The sequence below is a fragment of the Rhodococcus sp. CH91 genome (genome assembly GCF_022554085.1).
Classification (GTDB): Bacteria; Actinomycetota; Actinomycetes; order Mycobacteriales; family Mycobacteriaceae; genus Rhodococcus.
The window spans coordinates 499423-519144 of sequence record NZ_JAKFYR010000002.1; the positions used below are offsets into that span (position 1 = coordinate 499423).

At 68.6% G+C, this 19722-nt stretch carries 18 protein-coding genes; 17 read left to right on the forward strand and 1 reads right to left on the reverse strand.

Annotation, left to right across the window (positions count from 1 at the left end):
* Positions 1–55 precede the first annotated feature (55 nt).
* The 16 genes from MOM01_RS06005 to MOM01_RS06080 all read left to right on the forward strand — a co-directional run bounded on the left by MOM01_RS06005 (position 56) and on the right by MOM01_RS06080 (position 17759).
* The gene (locus MOM01_RS06005) at positions 56–1153 is read left to right on the forward strand and encodes a M24 family metallopeptidase (RefSeq protein WP_241384464.1); all 1098 of its coding nucleotides are present in this window, start codon (positions 56–58) and stop codon (positions 1151–1153) included.
* A gap of 34 nt (positions 1154–1187) precedes the next feature.
* Complete coding sequence (efp, locus tag MOM01_RS06010) at positions 1188–1751, forward strand: elongation factor P (RefSeq protein ID WP_241384465.1); 564 nt, start codon at positions 1188–1190, stop codon at positions 1749–1751.
* Positions 1752–2261 (forward strand): transcription antitermination factor NusB, encoded by a 510-nt coding sequence (gene nusB, locus MOM01_RS06015; protein ID WP_241384466.1) that lies wholly within the window; start codon positions 1752–1754, stop codon positions 2259–2261.
* Positions 2262–2464: 203 nt separating this feature from the next.
* A complete protein-coding gene (gene pyrR / locus MOM01_RS06020) occupies positions 2465–3082 on the forward strand; it encodes a bifunctional pyr operon transcriptional regulator/uracil phosphoribosyltransferase PyrR (protein WP_241384467.1) in 618 nt (205 codons plus the stop codon).
* Entirely contained in the window at positions 3079–4020 is a 942-nt protein-coding gene (locus tag MOM01_RS06025; RefSeq protein ID WP_241384468.1) for an aspartate carbamoyltransferase catalytic subunit, read from the forward strand. Before pyrR ends, MOM01_RS06025 begins: the two co-directional genes overlap by 4 nt.
* Positions 4021–4064: 44 nt before the next feature.
* Positions 4065–5378 (forward strand): dihydroorotase, encoded by a 1314-nt coding sequence (locus tag MOM01_RS06030; protein WP_241384469.1) that lies wholly within the window; start codon positions 4065–4067, stop codon positions 5376–5378.
* An 8-nt stretch (positions 5379–5386) separates the two neighbouring features.
* Positions 5387–5878 carry a PH-like domain-containing protein gene (locus MOM01_RS06035; protein ID WP_241384470.1) on the forward strand — a complete coding sequence of 164 codons (492 nt, stop codon included), beginning with the start codon at positions 5387–5389 and terminating at the stop codon, positions 5876–5878.
* 117 nt (positions 5879–5995) lie between these two features.
* Complete coding sequence (gene carA, locus MOM01_RS06040; protein ID WP_241384471.1) at positions 5996–7180, forward strand: glutamine-hydrolyzing carbamoyl-phosphate synthase small subunit; 1185 nt, start codon at positions 5996–5998, stop codon at positions 7178–7180.
* Complete coding sequence (gene carB, locus MOM01_RS06045) at positions 7180–10524, forward strand: carbamoyl-phosphate synthase large subunit (protein WP_241384472.1); 3345 nt, start codon at positions 7180–7182, stop codon at positions 10522–10524. Before carA ends, carB begins: the two co-directional genes overlap by 1 nt.
* Entirely contained in the window at positions 10521–11348 is an 828-nt protein-coding gene (gene pyrF / locus MOM01_RS06050; RefSeq protein WP_241384473.1) for an orotidine-5'-phosphate decarboxylase, read from the forward strand. The genes carB and pyrF overlap by 4 nt, the downstream gene beginning before the upstream one ends.
* Positions 11349–11777: 429 nt before the next feature.
* The gene (gene mihF, locus MOM01_RS06055; RefSeq protein WP_006551450.1) at positions 11778–12098 is read left to right on the forward strand and encodes an integration host factor, actinobacterial type; all 321 of its coding nucleotides are present in this window, start codon (positions 11778–11780) and stop codon (positions 12096–12098) included.
* Between the two features lie 5 nt (positions 12099–12103).
* Positions 12104–12715 carry a guanylate kinase gene (gene gmk / locus MOM01_RS06060; protein ID WP_241384474.1) on the forward strand — a complete coding sequence of 204 codons (612 nt, stop codon included), beginning with the start codon at positions 12104–12106 and terminating at the stop codon, positions 12713–12715.
* A 72-nt stretch (positions 12716–12787) separates the two neighbouring features.
* Entirely contained in the window at positions 12788–13090 is a 303-nt protein-coding gene (gene rpoZ, locus MOM01_RS06065; RefSeq protein ID WP_241384475.1) for a DNA-directed RNA polymerase subunit omega, read from the forward strand.
* Positions 13087–14370: a bifunctional phosphopantothenoylcysteine decarboxylase/phosphopantothenate--cysteine ligase CoaBC gene (gene coaBC / locus MOM01_RS06070; RefSeq protein ID WP_241384476.1), complete on the forward strand. Its 1284-nt coding sequence runs from the start codon at positions 13087–13089 to the stop codon at positions 14368–14370. Before rpoZ ends, coaBC begins: the two co-directional genes overlap by 4 nt.
* Before the next feature lie 134 nt (positions 14371–14504).
* Entirely contained in the window at positions 14505–15719 is a 1215-nt protein-coding gene (gene metK / locus MOM01_RS06075; protein ID WP_241384477.1) for a methionine adenosyltransferase, read from the forward strand.
* A 21-nt stretch (positions 15720–15740) separates the two neighbouring features.
* A complete protein-coding gene (locus tag MOM01_RS06080; protein ID WP_241384478.1) occupies positions 15741–17759 on the forward strand; it encodes a primosomal protein N' in 2019 nt (672 codons plus the stop codon).
* Between the two features lie 35 nt (positions 17760–17794).
* Here the strand turns inward: MOM01_RS06080 and MOM01_RS06085 are convergent, their stop codons facing one another.
* A complete protein-coding gene (locus tag MOM01_RS06085; protein ID WP_241384479.1) occupies positions 17795–18265 on the reverse strand; it encodes a hemerythrin domain-containing protein in 471 nt (156 codons plus the stop codon).
* Positions 18266–18652: 387 nt separating this feature from the next.
* Between MOM01_RS06085 and MOM01_RS06090 the strand changes: the two genes are divergently transcribed.
* The gene (locus MOM01_RS06090; protein WP_241384480.1) at positions 18653–19669 is read left to right on the forward strand and encodes an esterase/lipase family protein; all 1017 of its coding nucleotides are present in this window, start codon (positions 18653–18655) and stop codon (positions 19667–19669) included.
* The last annotated feature ends 53 nt before the right edge of the window (positions 19670–19722 follow it).

A 19722-nucleotide genomic window follows, 5' to 3' on the forward strand; every position in this document is an offset into this window, starting at 1 on the left:
AGGGCGGCGCCGGTGTGGCTCGTCCCACAACTGTGCGGCCGGTAGGTTGAACGTCATGTCTGCCGACCATGCTTCCCGCCGTCGCGCGCTGCGTGTGCTGCTCGTCGAACGCGAACTCGACGCGCTGCTGGTGACGGATCTGATCGACATCCGCTATCTCACGGGTTTCACGGGCTCCAATGCGGCCCTGCTCGTGTCCGCGGCGGACGGCGACGACGAGGCACACACCGTGATCTGCACCGACGGCCGTTATCTGACACAGGTGGGCGAGCAGGTGCCCGACCTGCGCTCGGTGATCGCGCGGTCGTCGGCCACCCAGCTGATCCTCGAATTCGGGACCGGCTCGGCGCGTTGGGGATTCGCGAGCGACGTCGTCACGGTCGACGAGCGGGCGCGGTGGGACGGTCTCGACGTGTCCGTCCGGTTCGTTCCCCTCACCGGGCTGGTCGAACAGTTGCGCGCCGTCAAGGACGAACACGAGATCGGGTTGCTGCGCGAGGCGTGCGCGGTGGCCGACCGGGCTCTGGCCGATCTGATCGCCGCGGGGGGTCTGCGACCGGGGCGCACCGAGAAGGAGGTGGCCCGCGATCTCGAATGGCGCATGTTCGAGCACGGCGCCGACGGGATCTCCTTCGAGACCATCGTCGCTGCCGGAGCCAACTCCGCGGTGCCGCATCACCGCCCCACCGCAGCGGTGCTCGCGGACGGTGACTTCGTCAAACTCGACTTCGGTGCCCAGATCGGTGGATATCACTCCGACATGACCCGCACCTACGTCCTCGGCAGGGCCGCGGACTGGCAACGCGAGCTGTACGAGCTGGTCCTGCGCGCGCAGCAGGCGGGCCGTGATGCGCTCGCCCCCGGTGTCGACTGTGCCGCGGTGGACGCCGCCGCGCGTAGCGTCATCGCCGAGGCCGGATACGCCGACCTGTTCCTGCACGGCCTCGGCCACGGGGTAGGACTCGAGATCCACGAAGCGCCGGGAATCGGTGCCTCGGCGACCGGTACACTTGTCGCCGGTGCGGCGGTGACCGTCGAGCCGGGTGTGTACTTCTCGGGGCGCGGAGGCGTGCGGATCGAGGACACGCTCGTGGTGCGGGAGCGGACTCCGGAGCTGCTCACGCTCACCGACAAGACATTGACCGTCGTTTGAGGGCGGTTCCTCGACCCTAGGAGACACGAACCAAGTGGCTGATACCAGTGACTTCAAGAACGGACTCGTTCTGAAAATCGACGGACAGCTCTGGCAGATCATCGAGTTCCAGCACGTCAAGCCGGGCAAGGGCCCCGCTTTCGTGCGTACGAAGCTCAAGAATGTGACGTCGGGCAAGACCGTCGACAAGACCTGGAACGCCGGTGTGAAGGTCGAGACCGCCACCGTCGATCGCCGCGACATGACCTACCTCTACAACGACGGCACCGACTACGTCTTCATGGACGGCGAGACCTACGACCAGATCTCGATCTCGCCCGAGCTGCTCGGTGACGGCGCGAAGTTCCTGCTCGAGAACATGCCGGTACAGGTCGCGACCCACGAGGACGTCCCGCTGTTCGTGGAGCTGCCCGTCACCGTGGAGCTCGTGGTCAAGCACACCGATCCGGGCCTGCAGGGCGACCGTTCCACCGGCGGCACCAAGCCCGCGACCCTCGAGACCGGCGCCGAGATCCAGGTCCCGCTGTTCATCAACACCGGCGACAAGCTCAAGGTCGATTCCCGTGACGGCAGCTACCTCGGGCGAGTGAATTCCTGAGTGTCCGGTAACCAGAAGAAGCTCGGGGCCCGCCACAAGGCCCGCAAGCGCGCCGTGGATCTGCTCTTCGAAGCCGAGGCCCGCGACGTGCATCCGGTCGACCTCGCCGCCGATCGCGTCGAACTCGCGGTCGCCGACGACCAGGTCGCTCCGGTCCCGGCGTACACGCAGGCCATCATCGGCGGTGTCGCCGACCATCTCGACGAGACCGACCGGGTGATCGCCGATCACCTGCACGAATGGACCCTGGATCGGCTTCCGGCGGTCGACCGCGCGATCCTGCGCATCGCGGTGTGGGAACTCTTCCACGCCACCGATGTGCCGCCGGTGGTCGCCGTCGACGAAGCGGTCGAGCTCGCGAAACAGTTGTCCACCGACGACTCGCCGGCCTTCGTCAACGGAGTGCTGGGCCAGATCGTCGCGGTCGCCGACCAGGTGCGTGCGGCCGCGGCTGCCACACGCGTGCGACCCGCCGGAGAATCCTCCGGTCCGGAATCCGAACGATCCTGACGTCCGCGTACGCGGCGATCGGGACGGCCGAGCCGTGCGAAGGGCCCGACGGGAGAGATCCCGTCGGGCCCGCGTGCTCTCCGGAGCATGTGTTGCGCTTCACCCGCTGTCCGCGCGGAGTCGTATCCGGACGCTGCTAGGCTCGATATCCGTCAGGCATCCTTTAACGATCCGTCCAGTGAGGCGGAGAAGGAGGTCGCTGCATGGCCGTGTCCGAGGACGGGTCCACAGCTTCTACTCCCACCGCGTCTTCCGGCACCGGCGTGCCGGCCCGTGAGCTGCTCTCCGCGGCCGACGTCCACCGGACGATCGCCCGCATCGCGCATCAGATCATCGAGAAGACCGCGCTCGACACTCCCGACGAAGCGCCGCGGGTCGTGCTTCTGGGCATCCCCACCCGGGGGATCACACTCGCCCAGCGCCTCGCAGAACGCATCGAGGAATTCGCCGGTGTCCGTGTCCCGGTCGGATCGCTCGACATCACGCTCTACCGCGACGATCTCCGCACGAAACCCCATCGTCCGCTCGAACGCACATCGGTGCCCGAGGGCGGGGTCGACAACACCCTCGTCGTCCTCGTCGACGACGTCCTGTTCTCGGGACGATCGGTGCGCGCCGCACTCGACGCCCTGCGCGATCTGGGACGTCCCCGTGCGGTCCAGCTCGCGGTGCTCGTCGACCGCGGCCACCGCGAACTCCCGTTGCGCGCCGACTACGTCGGCAAGAACGTGCCCACGGCACGCAGTGAGGATGTGCGCGTCCTGCTGACCGAACACGACGGTCGCGACGCCGTAGAGATCTCCGGAGGCAAGGCCCAGTGAAACACCTGCTCACCATCGCGGATCTGAACAAGGATTCCGCGATCGGGCTTCTCGACGAAGCCGAACGGTTCGAGCAGGCACTGCTCGGGCGTGAGGTCCGCAAACTCCCCACCCTGCGGGGGCGGACCATCATGACCGTCTTCTACGAGAATTCCACCCGTACCCGCGTGTCCTTCGAGGTGGCCGGCAAGTGGATGAGCGCGGACGTGATCAACGTGTCGGCGTCGAGTTCGTCGGTCAAGAAGGGGGAGTCGCTGCGCGACACCGCCCTGACCCTCCACGCTGCCGGTGCGGACGCACTCGTGGTGCGTCACTCCGCCTCCGGTGCAGCCCACCGGATCGCACAGTGGACCAACGAATCCGGATCCGGCCCGGCTGTGGTCAACGCCGGAGACGGCACCCACGAACATCCCACCCAGGCGTTGCTGGACGCGCTCACCATCCGTCAGCGTCTCGGCTCCGTCGAAGGACGGCGGATCGCGATCGTCGGTGACGTGCTGCACAGTCGCGTCGCGAGGTCGAACGCGTTGCTGCTGAGCATGCTCGGCGCCGAGGTCGTCCTCGTCGCTCCGCGCACGCTGCTCCCTGTGGGTGTCGAGTCCTGGCCCGTGACGATCGCCGACTCCCTCGACGCCGAACTTCCGACCCTCGACGCCGTCATGATGCTGAGGGTGCAGGCCGAACGGATGAACGGCGGGTTCTTCCCCTCGGCTCGCGAGTACTCCATCCGCTACGGCCTCAACGCGAGGCGGGCGGCGATGCTGCCCGAGCACGCCGTGATCCTGCATCCCGGTCCGATGCTGCGGGGCATGGAGATCGGATTCCCCGTCGCCGACGCCTCGCAGAGCGCGGTGCTGCAACAGGTGAGCAACGGTGTCCACGTGCGGATGGCGGTGCTCTTCCGCCTCCTCGTGGGTACGGAAGGAAGCCTGTCGTGACGCACACGCCACGCCGGGGAGACACAGAATCAGGAGAACCACAGGTGACGCCGCAGGTGCTCATCCGCAACGTCCGACTCTACGGTGAGGGCGACCCGGTCGACGTGCTGCTCGGCGACGAGCAGATCCTCGCCGTCGGCACCGGTCTCGAGACCGACGGCGACGCGGAGATCGTCGACGGCACGGGACAGATCATGCTGCCCGGCTTCGTCGACCTGCACACCCATCTGCGCGAGCCCGGACGCGAGGACACCGAGACCGTCGATTCGGGTTCGGCCGCCGCGGCACGCGGTGGGTACACCGCGGTGTTCGCCATGGCCAACACCGACCCGGTCGCCGACTCGGCGGTGGTGACCGACCACGTGTGGCGCCGCGGACAGGAGGTCGGCCTCGTCGACGTGCATCCCGTGGGTGCGGTCACGGTCGGGCTCGGAGGCAAGCAACTCGCCGAGATAGGCACGATGGCTGCCGGTGTCGGCCGGGTGAAGATGTTCTCGGACGACGGCATGTGCGTGTACGACCCGCTGATCATGCGTCGCGCTCTCGAGTACTCCGCCTCGCTCGGCGTGCTCGTCGCCCAGCACGCCGAGGAACCGCGCCTGACCGTCGGGGCCGTCGCCCACGAGGGACCCACCGCGGCGCGTCTCGGGCTCGCCGGCTGGCCCCGCGCCGCCGAGGAATCCATCGTCGCCCGCGACGCGTTGCTCGCCCGCGACGCCGGAGCGCGCGTACACATCTGCCATGCCTCCACGGCCGGAACCGTCGAGCTCGTCCGCTGGGCGCGCTCGCAGGGTATCGCGATCAGCGCCGAGGTCACCCCCCACCACCTGCTCCTCGACGACTCGCGCCTCGAGAGCTACGACGGCATCAACCGGGTGAACCCGCCTCTGCGGGAGAAGTCCGACGTCGAGGCTCTGCGCCGTGGACTGGCCGACGGGATCCTCGATTGTGTGGCCACCGACCACGCCCCGCACGCCGAACAGGACAAGTGCTGCGAGTTCTCGCAGGCACGTCCGGGAATGCTCGGGCTCGAAACGGCGTTGTCCGTCGTGGTCGAGACGATGGTCCGGCCCGGACTCCTGGACTGGCGTGGCGTCGCGCGGGTGATGAGCGAGCGCCCTGCCGAGATCGTGGGTCTCGACGACCAGGGCCGTCCCCTCGAGGTGGGTGAGCCGGCCAACCTCGTGCTCGTCGACCCGGAGGCCGAGTGGACGGTGCACGGTCCGGATCTGGCGAGCATCTCCCACAACACGCCGTACGAAGACATGACCCTGCCGGGGCGCGTCACCACCACCGTCTTGCGCGGACGGATCACCGCCCGCGACGGTGAGGTGTTCCCCCGCACGAGCGAAAGGTAGGAACCGACATGGATCGCTTTCTTCTCACCGTCGGATTCCTCGCGCTGTGGATCGTGCTCGTCCTGCTGATGTGGAAGGGCTGGCGCGGCCGCGCCCGACGCCAGCAGGACGTGGTCGGCGAACTGCCGACGGTGCCCGCCGAACTGGGGGAGCCGCTCGTCGAACCGACCACGGGCCTGTACGTGGGCAGCACTCTCGCCCCGAGCTGGCAGGACCGCATCGCGGTCGGTGACCTCGGTTACCGTGCGAACGCGGAACTGAGCCGCTACCGAACCGGTGCTCTGCTCGAACGCGACGGCGCATCCCCGATCTGGATCCCGCAGGACTCGATCCGGGCGATCCGCACCGAGCGCGGTCTGGCAGGCAAGGTCATGTCCAAGGACGGGCTGCTGGTCATCCGCTGGCAGCTGCCCTCCGGGACGGAGGTCGACACCGGCTTCCGCGGCGACGACAAATCGGTCTACCCGCTCTGGACGAGCGGGGCGGGCGAACACTCTTGAGACGGTGACGATCACAACGACGATGACGATCACGACGAACAACACGACGATCACGACACGCGAGATCTCAGCCTGTGCGGCCGGCTCTGGTGCGGTCGAAGAGAACGGAGACAACGCATGAGCGGCAGAACATTCGGCGGTGGCACGGCGGTGCTGGTCCTCGAGGACGGACGGGTCTTCCGTGGCATCCCCTTCGGGGCCGTCGGGCAGACCCTCGGTGAAGCGGTCTTCAGCACGGGCATGACCGGCTACCAGGAGACCCTGACCGATCCCAGTTACCACCGGCAGATCGTGGTGGCCACGGCCCCGCAGATCGGCAACACCGGCTGGAACCACGAGGACAACGAGTCCGTCGGCCCGACCGGCGACGCCGCCGACTCCAAGATCTGGGTCGCCGGCTTCGTGGTGCGCGACCCGTCGCGCCGCGTGTCGAGCTGGCGTGCCAACGGATCGCTGCAGGACGAACTCGAACGCCAGAACGTCGTGGGCCTGGCCGGTATCGACACCCGCGCACTCGTGCGGCACCTGCGCACCCGCGGCTCGATGCGCGCCGGCGTCTTCTCCGGCGACGCGCTCGCCTGGAAGGGCGACGAACTCGACATCGACGTGCTGCTCGACCGCGTGCGGAGCCAGCCCTCGATGCTCGGTGCCGACCTGGCCGGTGAGGTGAGCACCACCTCCGGTTACGTCGTCGAACCCACCGGCGGCGAGGCGCGTTTCACGGTCGCGGCCATCGACCTCGGCATCAAGACGAACACTCCGCGCATGTTCGCCGAACGCGGCATCCGCGTGCACGTGCTGCCGTCCTCGGCGAGCCTGCACGACATCCTCGACCTGAAGGCCGACGGCGTCTTCCTCTCGAACGGTCCCGGCGATCCGGCGACCGCCGACGGTGCGGTGCACCTGACGAAGGAGGTTCTCGGACAAGGGCTTCCGTTGTTCGGTATCTGCTTCGGCAACCAGATCCTCGGTCGTGCGCTCGGCCTGGGCACCTACAAGATGAAGTTCGGTCACCGCGGCATCAACATCCCGGTCGTCGACCACGAGACCGGCCGCATCGCGATCACCGCCCAGAACCACGGTTTCGCACTCGAAGGCGAGGCCGGGCAGGAATTCGACACCCCGTTCGGTCGCGCTGTGATCAGCCACACCTGCGCCAACGACGGTGCCGTCGAGGGTGTCAAGCTCGTCGACGGCTCCGCCTTCTCCGTGCAGTACCACCCCGAAGCGGCGGCCGGACCCCACGACGCCGCCTACCTGTTCGATCGTTTCACCCGCATGCTCGAGGGAGAGAAGAACTGATGCCACGCCGTACCGACCTCTCCCACGTCCTGGTCATCGGCTCCGGACCGATCGTCATCGGACAGGCCTGTGAGTTCGACTACTCCGGTACCCAGGCCTGCCGGGTGCTGCGCGAGGAGGGCCTGCGGGTCTCGCTCGTCAACTCCAACCCGGCCACGATCATGACCGATCCCGAGTTCGCCGACGCGACCTACATCGAGCCGATCACCGCCGAATACGTCGAGAAGGTCATCGCCACCGAGGCCGCCAACGGCACTCCGATCGACGCGGTGCTCGCGACCCTCGGCGGCCAGACCGCACTGAACACGGCCGTCGCTCTGTCCGAGCGCGGAATCCTCGACAAGTACGGCGTCGAACTCATCGGTGCCGACTTCGACGCCATCCAGCGTGGCGAGGACCGGCAGAAGTTCAAGGACATCGTCACCAAGTGCGGTGGCGAGTCCGCGCGGTCGGCCGTCTGCTACACGATGGACGAGGTCCGCAAGACCGTCGCCGAACTCGGCTTCCCCGTCGTGGTGCGCCCCTCGTTCACGATGGGCGGCCTCGGCTCGGGCATGGCCTACGACGACAACGACCTCGAGCGCATCGCCGGTGGCGGCCTCGCCGCCTCGCCCACCGCGAACGTGCTCATCGAGGAATCGATCCTCGGCTGGAAGGAATACGAACTCGAGCTCATGCGCGACGGTGCCGACAACGTCGTCATCGTCTGCTCGATCGAGAACGTCGATCCGGTCGGTGTGCACACCGGCGACTCGGTGACCGTCGCCCCGGCGATGACGCTCACCGACCGTGAGTACCAGAAGATGCGCGACCTCTCGATCGCGATCCTGCGCGAGGTCGGCGTCGACACCGGTGGCTGCAACATCCAGTTCGCGATGGATCCGCGCGACGGGCGCCTCGTGGTCATCGAGATGAATCCGCGCGTGTCGCGGTCGTCGGCACTGGCCTCGAAGGCCACCGGCTACCCGATCGCGAAGATGGCAGCCAAGCTCGCCATCGGATACACGCTCGACGAGATCGTCAACGACATCACCAAGGAAACCCCGGCCTGCTTCGAGCCGTCCCTCGACTACGTCGTGGTCAAGGCTCCGCGGTTCGCCTTCGAGAAGTTCCCCGGCGCCGACGGCACCCTTACCACCACCATGAAGTCGGTCGGTGAGGCGATGTCGATCGGCCGTAACTTCGCCGAGGCGTTCGGCAAGGTGCTGCGGTCGCTCGAGACGAAGTCCGCCGGATTCTGGACCGGACCGGAGGTCGAGGGCACGCTCGACGAGCTGCTCGAAGCGATCCGCACGCCCACGGACGGCCGCTTCTACCAGATCGCCCGGGCGCTCGAGCTCGGCGCGACCGTCGAGCAGCTCTTCGAGGCCACGAAGATCGACCCGTGGTTCCTCGAGCAGTTCGAGCACATCGTCGAGCTCGGCGAGCACATCCGCACCGCCGAGGAGTTCGGCGCCACCGAGCTGCGCTATGCCAAGCATCACGGCTTCTCCGACCGGCAGATCGCCGCCCTGCGGCCGGTCCAGTTCGAGTCCGAGGACGAGGTGCGCGCCCTGCGCCACGAGCTGGGTATCCATCCCGTCTACAAGACGGTGGACACCTGCGCGGCCGAATTCGAGGCGAAGACCCCGTACCACTACTCGACGTACGAGCTCGACCCCGCGGCCGAGACGGAGATCGCCGAGCAGCGCGAGAAGCCCAAGGTGCTGATCCTCGGCTCCGGACCGAACCGCATCGGTCAGGGGATCGAGTTCGACTACTCGTGTGTGCACGCCGCGCTGACGCTGTCCGAGGCCGGCTACGAGACGGTGATGGTCAACTGCAACCCGGAGACCGTCTCGACCGACTACGACACCGCCGACCGCCTGTACTTCGAGCCGCTGACCTTCGAGGACGTGCTCGAGGTCTACCGCGCGGAGTGCGCATCCGGCACCGTCGCCGGGGTCATCGTGCAGCTCGGCGGGCAGACCCCGCTGGGCCTCGCGCGCCGTCTGAAGGCCGCCGGAGTACCGATCGTGGGCACCTCCCCCGAGGCGATCGACCTCGCGGAGGACCGCGGCGAGTTCGGCCGCGTGCTCGACGAGGCCGGCCTGCCCGCCGCGAAGTACGGCACCGCCACCACCTTCGAGGGGGCTCGCGAGATCGCCGCCGGCATCGGTTATCCCGTGCTCGTGCGGCCGTCCTACGTCCTCGGTGGCCGCGGCATGGAGATCGTGTACGACGAGAAGGCTCTCGAGACGTACATCTCCAACGCGACCGAGATCTCCGACGACCGCCCGGTGCTCGTCGACCGTTTCCTCGACGACGCGGTCGAGATCGATGTGGACGCGCTGTGCGACGGCACCGACGTGTACATCGGCGGGATCATGGAGCACATCGAGGAAGCCGGTATCCACTCCGGTGACTCCGCGTGTGCGCTGCCGCCGATCACCCTCGGCCGGTCCGACATCGAGAACGTGCGCCGCTCGACCGCGGCGCTCGCGAAGGGCATCGGCGTCCAGGGGCTGCTCAACGTCCAGTACGCGCTCAAGGACGACATCCTGTACGTGCTCGAGGCGAATCCCCGCGCCTCCCGCACGGTGCCGTTCGTATCCAAGGCCACCGCGGTGCAGCTCGCCAAGGCCTGCGCCCGGGTGATGCTCGGCGAGTCCATCGCCGAGCTGCGTGCCGCGGGCATCCTTCCGGCGGAGGGCGACGGCAGCCACGTCCCGCTCGACGCGCCGGTCGCGGTGAAGGAAGCGGTGCTGCCGTTCAACCGGTTCCGACGGGCCGACGGCACGGGCATCGACACCCTGCTCAGCCCGGAGATGAAGTCCACCGGTGAGGTCATGGGCCTCGACGACGATTTCGGCACCGCGTTCGCGAAGAGCCAGACCGCCGCCTACGGTTCGCTGCCGACCTCGGGCACCGTGTTCGTCTCGCTGGCGAACAAGGACAAGCGGTCGATGATCTTCCCGGTCAAGCACCTCGCCGATCTCGGCTTCCACATCATGGCCACGGTCGGCACGGCAGAGGTGCTACGCCGCAACGGTGTCCCCTGCGAGCAGGTCCACAAGGTCTCGGGGGAGGACAAGCCCGAGGGTGCACCCGACATCGTCGACCGTATCCGCGCCGGAGACGTGGACATGGTGATCAACACGCCGTGGGGCAATGCCGGCCCCCGGGTCGACGGCTACGAGATCCGCAGCGCCGCGGTGGCTGCGAACATTCCGTGCATCACGACCGTCCAGGGCGCGTCCGCGGCCGTGCAGGGCATCGAGGCCGCTCTGCGCGGGGACATCGGGGTCAGCTCGATCCAGCGGATGCACGCGCGCCTGCGTGCCGCGGCCGCAGAGTCGGCGTGACGGCCTTCGGGCAGCGGCTCGCCGAGGCGCTCCGGCGTCGCGGGCCGCTGTGCGTGGGGATCGATCCCCACCCCGGGCTCCTGCACGCGTGGGGCCTCGGCGACGATGTCAACGGTCTCGCCCGTTTCAGCGATCGATGCGTCGAGGCCTTCGGCGACACCGTCGCGGTCGTCAAACCGCAGGTGGCGTTCTTCGAGGCGTTCGGCTCGGCGGGTATCGCCGTGCTCGAACGCACCATCGCCGAGCTGAGGGCCTCCGGCACTCTCGTCCTCGCCGACGCGAAACGCGGGGACATCGGATCGACGATGGACGCCTACGCCCGCACGTGGCTCTCGGACGGTTCGCCTCTGTGCGCGGACGCGGTGACGGTCTCGCCGTATCTGGGCTTCGGTTCGCTCGACCCGGCTCTGGATCTCGCCGTGGCGACGGGCCGCGGGGTGTTCGTGCTCGCGGCGACGTCCAACCCGGAGGGTGCGCAGATCCAGCGTGCGCGGGTCGCCGACGGACGCAGCGTCGACCAGGTCGTGGTGGACGAGGCCGCCGCTCGCAACGCGGGTGCCGTCGAGCTGGGATCGGTGGGTGTGGTCGTCGGTGCGACCCTCACCGAAGCTCCCGACCTGTCGGACCTCCACGGGCCCGTCCTGATGCCCGGAGTGGGCGCTCAGGGCGGCACCGCGCAGGACGTGCGCCGTCTCGTCGGTGACCGTCTCGGCGCGGTCCTGCCCAATGTCTCGCGGGACGTGCTGCGGGCCGGTCCGTCGGTGGCGGAGCTGCGGGCGGCCGTCGGCCGCAGCCTGGACGGGTTCGCCTTCCTCTCGAACTGAGATCGCTCCTCCTCGTGCCCGGATCGCCACGCGCGGTCCGGGCACGAGCCGTCCGTGCCGATGCATGCGCTCTGACCTGCGATCAGACCCGCGCGACACGCGCAATCGCAAGAAATTTTTCTCGCCCCGGTCACGCCGTTGCGCGGGGTGAAGAGGGCGTCGGAAGTCACATTCGTGGCCGAGGGGTCCCCGCATCGAGCGGAACGCCTCTGACCTGCTATTTCTGACCGTTTCGGCAGGTCGTGAGGGTGCGCGGATCCACTGCGGAAGGCGCGGAATCCGCTGCGGAATCGGCGCGCACTACCGCACGGATTTTCGAGTGGAACGCCGGGGGGTCGGTTCGCATTCGTCGGTGGTCGTGAGTACGGTCGCTATCGCCGCTGGTTGCAGCGGTGAAGACTCGAAAGCCAACGATGAGACGGAGGAACCGTGGCCCTTCCCCAGCTGACCGATGAGCAGCGCGCCGCTGCTCTGGAGAAGGCGGCTGCTGCCCGTCGTGCCCGGGCGGAGCTCAAGGAGCGCCTCAAGCGCGGCGGCACCGACCTCAAGCAGGTGCTCAAGGACGCCGAGAACGATGAGATCCTGGGCAAGATGAAGGTGTCTGCGCTGCTCGAGGCCCTGCCGAAGGTCGGCAAGGTCAAGGCGCAGGAGATCATGACCGAGCTGGAGATCGCTCCGACCCGCCGTCTGCGCGGCCTCGGCGACCGTCAGCGCAAGGCCCTGCTCGCCAGGTTCGATTTCGACGCCTGAGCACCGTGGTAGCTGACGCACGAACCGTGACGGACAGCGCGCCCGTGACGCGGAGGGGCCGGCTGGTAGTGCTGGCCGGGCCCTCCGCGGTCGGGAAGTCGACTGTCGTTCGCCTGCTGCGGAGCAGGATCCCGGAATTGCTCTTCAGCGTTTCGGCCACCACCCGGGATCCGCGGCCCGGTGAGGTCGACGGAGTGGACTACCACTTCGTCACCCGCGCCGAGTTCGATCGGATGATCGACGCCGGGGAGCTGCTCGAATGGGCGGACATCCACGGCGGGCTGCAGAGATCGGGCACCCCGGCCGAGCCGGTGCGCGACGCGCTGGCCGAGGGCCGACCGGTGCTCGTGGAGGTCGACCTCGCGGGGGCCCGCGCAGTCCGCGCCGCCATGCCCGACGCGGTGCTGGCCTTCCTGGCACCGCCGAGTTGGGATGTGCTCGTCGACCGCCTGACCTCCCGCGGCACCGAATCCGACGAGGTGGTGGCCCGCCGCCTCGACACCGCTCGCAGCGAGCTCGCAGCGCAGGACGAGTTCGATGTCGTGGTCGTCAACGACGATGTCGACCGCGCCTGCGACGAATTGGTATCCTTGTTGGTTGGACGAGAAACCGACTGACCCGTCCGAGCTCCGGGCGTCCGACTCCGGTACGACGCCCTCCCATCCCGCGACATCTCAGGAGTACACCGAGTGAGCAGCATCCAGGCAGCCGCGACCGACCTCGAGGGCAACGCCCTTCCGGTCTACGACACCCCTTCGGGTATCACCAACCCGCCTATCGACGAGCTGCTCGAGCGCGCCTCCTCGAAGTACGCGCTGGTGATCTACGCGGCCAAGCGTGCACGCCAGATCAACGATTACTACAACCAGCTCGGCGACGGCATCCTGGAATACGTCGGCCCCCTCGTGGAGCCCGGCCTGCAGGAGAAGCCGCTGTCCATCGCCCTGCGCGAGATCCACGCGGATCTGCTCGAGCACACCGAAGGCGAGTGAGCAACCCCGCTTCGAGCGGCGAGGCCGGATCCGTGCAGCGCCGCCGTATCGTCGTCGGTGTCGCCGGCGGCATCGCCGCGTACAAGTCCTGCGCACTGATCCGCGCCTTCACCGAGAGCGGGCATCAGGTCCGGGTCGTCCCCACCGAGTCCGCACTCGAATTCGTCGGGCGCGCGACCTTCGAGGCGCTGTCCGGCAACCCGGTGCAGACCGGGGTTTTCGCCGATGTTCCCCAGGTGCCGCACGTACGACTCGGTCAGGAAGCCGATCTCGTCGTCGTCGCCCCGGCCACCGCCGACCTCATGGCACGGGCGGTGGCAGGGCGGGCCGACGATCTCCTCACGGCGACCCTGCTCACCGCGCGTTGTCCCGTGATGTTCGTGCCGGCGATGCACACCGAGATGTGGGAACATCCCGCGACCGTCGACAACGTCGCGACCCTGCGTCGTCGCGGTGTCGTGGTGATCGAGCCCGCCTCGGGGCGCCTGACCGGCAAGGACACCGGTGCAGGCCGCATGCCCGAGCCGGAGGAGATCTTCCACCTGGCGTCCCTGCTGCTCGAACGTGCCGACGCGTTGCCGCGCGATCTGGCGGGTCGGCGCATTGTGGTCTCCGCAGGCGGCACCCGCGAGCCCCTCGATCCGGTGCGTTTCCTCGGCAACCGCTCCTCGGGCAAGCAGGGTTACGCCCTCGCGCGTCTCGCCGCGCAGCGGGGAGCCGACGTGACGCTCGTCGCCGGGAGCGTGTCCGGTCTCGACGATCCGGCGTCCGTCGATGTGGTCCGGGTGCAGACCGCGGCGCAGATGCAGGATGCCGTCGCGAAGCACGCGGCCGGCGCCGATGCTGTGATCATGTCCGCGGCCGTCGCCGACTTCCGGCCCTCGACCTTCGCTACCAGCAAGATCAAGAAGGGGGAGGGGGAACCCGACTCCATCGCCCTGACGAAGAACGACGACATCCTCGCCGGTCTCGTCCGGGCACGCACCGACGGCGCGCTGCCGGCGGAGACCGTGATCGTGGGCTTCGCGGCGGAGACCGGGGACGAACACGGCGACGTGCTCACCTACGCGCGCGAGAAACTCGCGCGCAAGGGGTGCGACCTGCTCGTTGTCAACGCAGTCGGCGACGGCAAGGCGTTCGAGGTCGACGACAACAACGGCTGGCTGTTGTCTGCGGACGGTTCGGAGACCGCGCTGGCGCACGGATCGAAGGCCCTCATGGCCAGCCGCGTGCTCGACGCGCTGGGACCGCTACTGGCGGAACGCGGCAGAATCCGGTGATTTCAATACTCGCGCCGACGCGTTCGGAACAGTAGCGTCGGCACTGCGATCGGGTTTTCCTGCCCGTTCGGGGAGCACACGCTCCACACGGTTTGTCCGTCCAGCGCCTGGCGCATCAGTCGAGAGGGAGTTTCGTGAGCAAGACCGGCGGTCGGCTTTTCACCAGTGAGTCCGTGACGGAGGGGCATCCGGACAAGATCTGTGACGCGATCAGCGACTCGGTTCTCGACGCGCTTCTGGCCGAGGATCCCCGTGCCCGGGTAGCGGTGGAGACACTCGTGACCACGGGCCAGGTGCACGTCGTGGGTGAGGTCACCACCTCCGCCTACGCCGACATCCCCAAGATCGTGCGTGATCGTGTGCTCGAGATCGGTTACGACTCGTCCTCGAAGGGCTTCGACGGGAACTCCTGCGGGGTCAACATCGCGATCGGCGCGCAGTCGCCCGAGATCGCCGGTGGCGTCGACGTCGCGCTCGAGGCCCGCAGCGGTGTGCTCACCGACGACGAGGTCGCTCTGCAGGGCGCCGGCGACCAGGGTCTGATGTTCGGGTACGCGTGCTCGGACACCCCCGAACTGATGCCGTTGCCGATCTCCCTCGCGCACCGCCTCTCCCGCCGTCTCACCGAAGTGCGCAAGTCCGGGGTGCTGCCCTACCTGCGCCCCGACGGCAAGACCCAGGTCACCATCGAGTACGACGGCGACAAGCCCGTCCGGCTCGACACGATCGTCATCTCCACCCAGCACGCCTCCGATATCGACCTGAACAACCTGCTGACGCCGGATCTGCGTACCCATGTCGTCGACGCTGTGCTCGCCGACCCCAACCTGGCCGGCCTCGCCACCGACGACGTGCGGCTGCTGGTGAACCCGTCCGGATCCTTCGTGCTCGGCGGGCCGATGGGCGATGCCGGACTCACCGGCCGCAAGATCATCGTCGACACCTACGGCGGTATGGCGCGGCACGGTGGCGGTGCCTTCTCGGGTAAGGACCCCTCGAAGGTCGACCGTTCGGCCGCTTACGCGATGCGTTGGGTCGCCAAGACCGCGGTCGCCGCGGGCCTGGCCGACCGCATCGAGGTGCAGGTCGCCTACGCGATCGGCAAGGCGGCTCCGGTCGGGCTGTTCGTCGAGACGTTCGGCACCGAGAAGACCGACCCGGCTCGCATCCAGCAGGCCATCGGTGAGGTCTTCGACCTGCGTCCGGGCGCGATCATCCGCGATCTCGATCTGCTGCGCCCGATCTACGCGAAGACCGCGGCATACGGTCACTTCGGACGCACCGACATCGACCTGCCGTGGGAGAACACCGACCGCGCCGACAAGCTGCGCGCGGCCGCCGGTCTGTAGATCCCCGAGGATCGGGCCCGGGTGGCTGCCGATTTCGATGCCGCCGAGGTCGATCCGGTCGCGCGGGTTCTCCCGTTGCTGCCGGTATCGCACCTCGACCGGGAGTTCGACTACCTGATTCCGCGCGAACTGGACGCGGATGCACGACCCGGCGTCCGCGTCCGCATCCGGTTCGCGGGGCGTCTCGTCGACGGTTTCCTGCTCGCCCGTGCGGCCTCGAGCGAGCACCCCGGCAAGCTCGCCCGGATCGAGCGGGTGGTCTCTCCCGAGCCGGTTCTCACCCCCGAGATCGCGTCGCTGGCGGACGAAGTCGCGACGCGCTATGCCGGAACCCGCGCCGATGTCCTGCGGCTGGCGGTGCCGCCCCGGCACGCTCGGGCCGAAGCCGGGGCCTCTCCGGCACCGCCTCCCGTCCATGCACCGGAGGTAGACCGTGCGGCGTGGGGCCGGTACCGGCACGGCGAGAACTTCCTCGAGGCGCTCACGCTCGGTCGCGCGCCGCGCGCGGCCTGGCAGGCACTACCCGGTGAGGACTGGCCCCGCCGCCTCGCCGAACTCGCAGCACTGATCCTCGCGTCCGGCAAGGCTGCCGTGCTCGTCGTCCCGGATCAACGCGATCTCGACCGGCTGGTCGCCGCATGTGAGGACCTGGCCGGAGCCGATCACGTCGTCGGGCTCGCCGCCGGCCTCGGCCCGGCGGAACGCTATCGCCGCTGGCTCGCGGCCCTGAGAGGGTCCGCCCGCATCGTCGTGGGCACCCGCGCCGCGGTGTTCGCACCGACACCCGAACTCGGTCTGCTCGTCGTCTGGGACGACGGCGACGACCTGCACTGCGAACCACGATCGCCGTATCCGCACGCGCGCGAAGTGGCGGCGCTGCGCGCCCACGCCGAAGGTGCCTCGATCGTGATCGCGGGACACGCGCGCACGGCCGAGACCCAGGTGCTCGTCGACGCGGGCTGGGCGCACGATCTCGTCGCACCTCGTGACATCGTGCGGGCGTGCGCTCCCAAGGTCACGGCGCTCGCCGACAGCGACCACGCCCTCGCGCGCGATCCCGCTGCACGCGCGGCACGCCTGCCCGCCATCGCGTTCGCCGCCGCCCGTTCCGCGCTCGCAGCGCAGCGTCCGGTGCTCGTACAGGTACCGCGACGCGGTTACGTCCCCGCGCTGGCCTGCGGGAAGTGCCGCGCACCTGCGCGATGCCGGCGTTGCAACGGCCCGCTCGCGTTGCCGGTGGCCGGAGGTCCCGACGAGGCCGCGATCCCCACCTGCCGGTGGTGCGGCGTCGCGGATGCGCGGCATCGCTGCCACGCCTGCGGTGCGCGTTCGCTGCGTGCCGTGGTCGTCGGGGCAGCGCGTACTGCCGAAGAGCTCGGCCGGGCGTTCCCGGGTGTTCCGGTGGTGACGTCGGGCGGCAACGACGTCAAGCACGCGGTGCCCGGATCCGCTGCTCTCGTCGTTTCCACGGTGGGAGCCGAACCGGTCGCCGAGGGCGGGTACGGCGCCGCGCTGCTCCTGGACGGCTGGGCGCTGCTCGGCCGTGCCGACCTGCGTGCGACGGAGGAGACGATGCGGCGGTGGCTCACGGCCTCTGCGCTCGTGCGGTCGTTCTCGGAGGGCGGACAGGTCGTGGTCGTCGCGGATTCCGGCATTCCCACCGTGCAGGCGCTCGTGCGATGGGATCCGGTGGGACACGCGCAGTCCGAGGTGTCCGAGCGCGCCGAGGTGGGTTTCCCGCCTGCTGTCCACATGGCCGCGATCGACGGCGCCCCGGCGGCAGTCGCGGAACTGCTCGAGGCGACGCGTCTGCCCGAGGGCGCCGAGGTGCTCGGACCGGTACCGCTACCGCCGGGGCAGCGGCTGCCGTTCGGGTCCGACGGTCCCGAACCCGACGAAGTGCACCGGATGATCGTGCGGGTCGCGCGCGACCGGGGTCGCGCGCTCGGCCGCGCATTGCGCGACGCGCAGGCTGCACGCACGGCACGTCGCGCCGACGGTCCGCTCAGGGTGCAAGTGGACCCACCACGAATCGGCTGAGATGCGGAACACGAGCCGCCGAGGGCCGCTCCGGGTCACACATCGCTCGGGATCGGCTGCGAAGGGATCGATTCCGCGCCGCTTCCCTTCCACAGGCCTGCGAACCGGCGCCGAAAGCGCACCCCGAGGACGTGGAGCAGGATGAACCGGGGCACCGCCGGCGCCAGGTGGACGACGTAATCGCGGGACGGCGCGTCGAGACCGTCGATGAGCCAGTTCCCCTCCTCGGCGAGAGTCGGCATCATCTCGCGTTCTTCGAGTTCGAGGTGGGGGAGAAGGACATCGGACAGTCGGGTCAGCGCGGTGGTGAGTGCTTCTCCCGAACCGGGGAGGCCGGTGCCGAGGTCCCCGGCTGCATTCTCGACAGTCGCAACGGCCGGTTCGATTCTGCGGTGATCTGCATTCATCCGCTCCACCAGATCGGTTGCGCGGGGATTGCGCCGGGCGACGAGCGGGTAGAGACCGCGTTCCTCGGCTTCGTGATGGTGGTGCAGAAAATTCATCATCCACAGCACATGATCGGCCAGGGCTGTGTGATGGGTCTCCTATACCCATGATTCGGGTGTCGGCGGGTCCGTCGGGATCGGTGATCATGACATCTCCGGGTGTTTCGGCAAGGAACGAATCGTGCGGAGGCGACTCGTGAGACATGAGCGGAATCGGCGAGCGCGGAGAGCTCGACACCGTGCTCGCAACGTGAAGTCCGGTCGACGAGAGCTGTTCTCAGTGTGGAACCACCCCGAGGACGAGCGCAAGAGTCTGCGCGACAGTCGTACGGATGAGACCGGAAGGAGAACACTCCCGGGATATCATTTGTCACAGTAACGAAATCGGGGGCAATGACCGATCTCTTCCGTAGGTGTCGGGGAGGCACAGAAGGGGAGGGCAGGCGCATGGGTTCCGGTCGAAGTCGGAGCTGGAGTGGCATCGTGGGTGCGTGCGCCGCGGCGGTGCTCACCGCAGGCGTGGCGGGGGCGCAGCCGCTCTCATCCGGCGACGCGTCGATTCTCGGGCTCGGTGAGGATTCCGTCAGCAGCGTGCCCGTGCCTGCCGGGCCGGCGGCCTCCGGCCACGCCGCGGCGGCCGAGTTCGCCGAGAACAATCCCGGTGTCGCCCCCGCCGGCAGCAACGACTTCTCCTGCGTGCCGACGGAGGAACATCCCCGCCCGGTGGTGCTCGCGCACGGCACCGATTCGAGCGCCTACTCCGACTTCGCGGCGCTCGCACCGTTTCTCGCTGCCTCCGGCTGGTGCGTCTTCGCGCTGAACTACGGACTCGCCGACGGCGCCGAGGACTACGGCACGGGTGATATCCCGGTGTCGGCGGCGCAATTCGGTGATTTCGTCACCGAAGTGCTCGACGCCACCGGAGCAGGCGAGGTGGATGTCGTCGGCTACTCGCAGGGGGCCACTGTCGCCCGGTACTACATCAACGAGCTCGGGGGTGCCGAGTTCGTCGACCGCTGGGTCGGACTCGCGTCACCGAGCTACGGAGGCACCTTCTACGGACTCGGTGCTGCCTTCGCCGCACTTCCGGGAGCAACCGACATCGTCGAGGGCGAATTCTCCGTCGCGCTCGTGCAGCAGGTCCAGGGTTCGGCACTGCTCACCGAACTCAACACTCCGAGTGACACGGTTCCCGGCGTGCAGTACACGACCATCGGAACGAGGGTCGACGAGGTCATCCAGCCCGCCGGTAATGTGGCACTCCGAGGGGACGGCGCCGTCAACTACGTCATCCAGGATCTGTGCCCACAGAATCTGACCGGGCACTTCAACATGGTCTACGACCCGTTCGCGCTGCACCTGACGCGACACGCGCTCGCTCCCGACCGCTACGGACTCGGCGAATGCGGTCCCGTGGCGCTGGGCACCGGCATGCCGGAACTGATCCTGCAGTCGAACACCTGACCTGCTCCGTTCTTCCTGCGGCGCGGTGATGCAGGTCGCATCGCCCGGACTCC

Excerpts from the sequence above, each read along its gene's own strand:
- MOM01_RS06085 (WP_241384479.1), bottom strand. The coding sequence starts at position 18,265 with ATGATGAATTTTCTGCACCACCATCACGAAGCCGAGGAACGCGGTCTC.
- pyrR (WP_241384467.1), top strand. The coding sequence starts at position 2,465 with ATGGCCGTGTCCGAGGACGGGTCCACAGCTTCTACTCCCACCGCGTCT.
- carB (WP_241384472.1), top strand. The coding sequence starts at position 7,180 with ATGCCACGCCGTACCGACCTCTCCCACGTCCTGGTCATCGGCTCCGGA.
- MOM01_RS06005 (WP_241384464.1), top strand. The coding sequence starts at position 56 with ATGTCTGCCGACCATGCTTCCCGCCGTCGCGCGCTGCGTGTGCTGCTC.
- MOM01_RS06035 (WP_241384470.1), top strand. The coding sequence starts at position 5,387 with ATGGATCGCTTTCTTCTCACCGTCGGATTCCTCGCGCTGTGGATCGTG.
- carA (WP_241384471.1), top strand. The coding sequence starts at position 5,996 with ATGAGCGGCAGAACATTCGGCGGTGGCACGGCGGTGCTGGTCCTCGAG.
- MOM01_RS06090 (WP_241384480.1), top strand. The coding sequence starts at position 18,653 with ATGGGTTCCGGTCGAAGTCGGAGCTGGAGTGGCATCGTGGGTGCGTGC.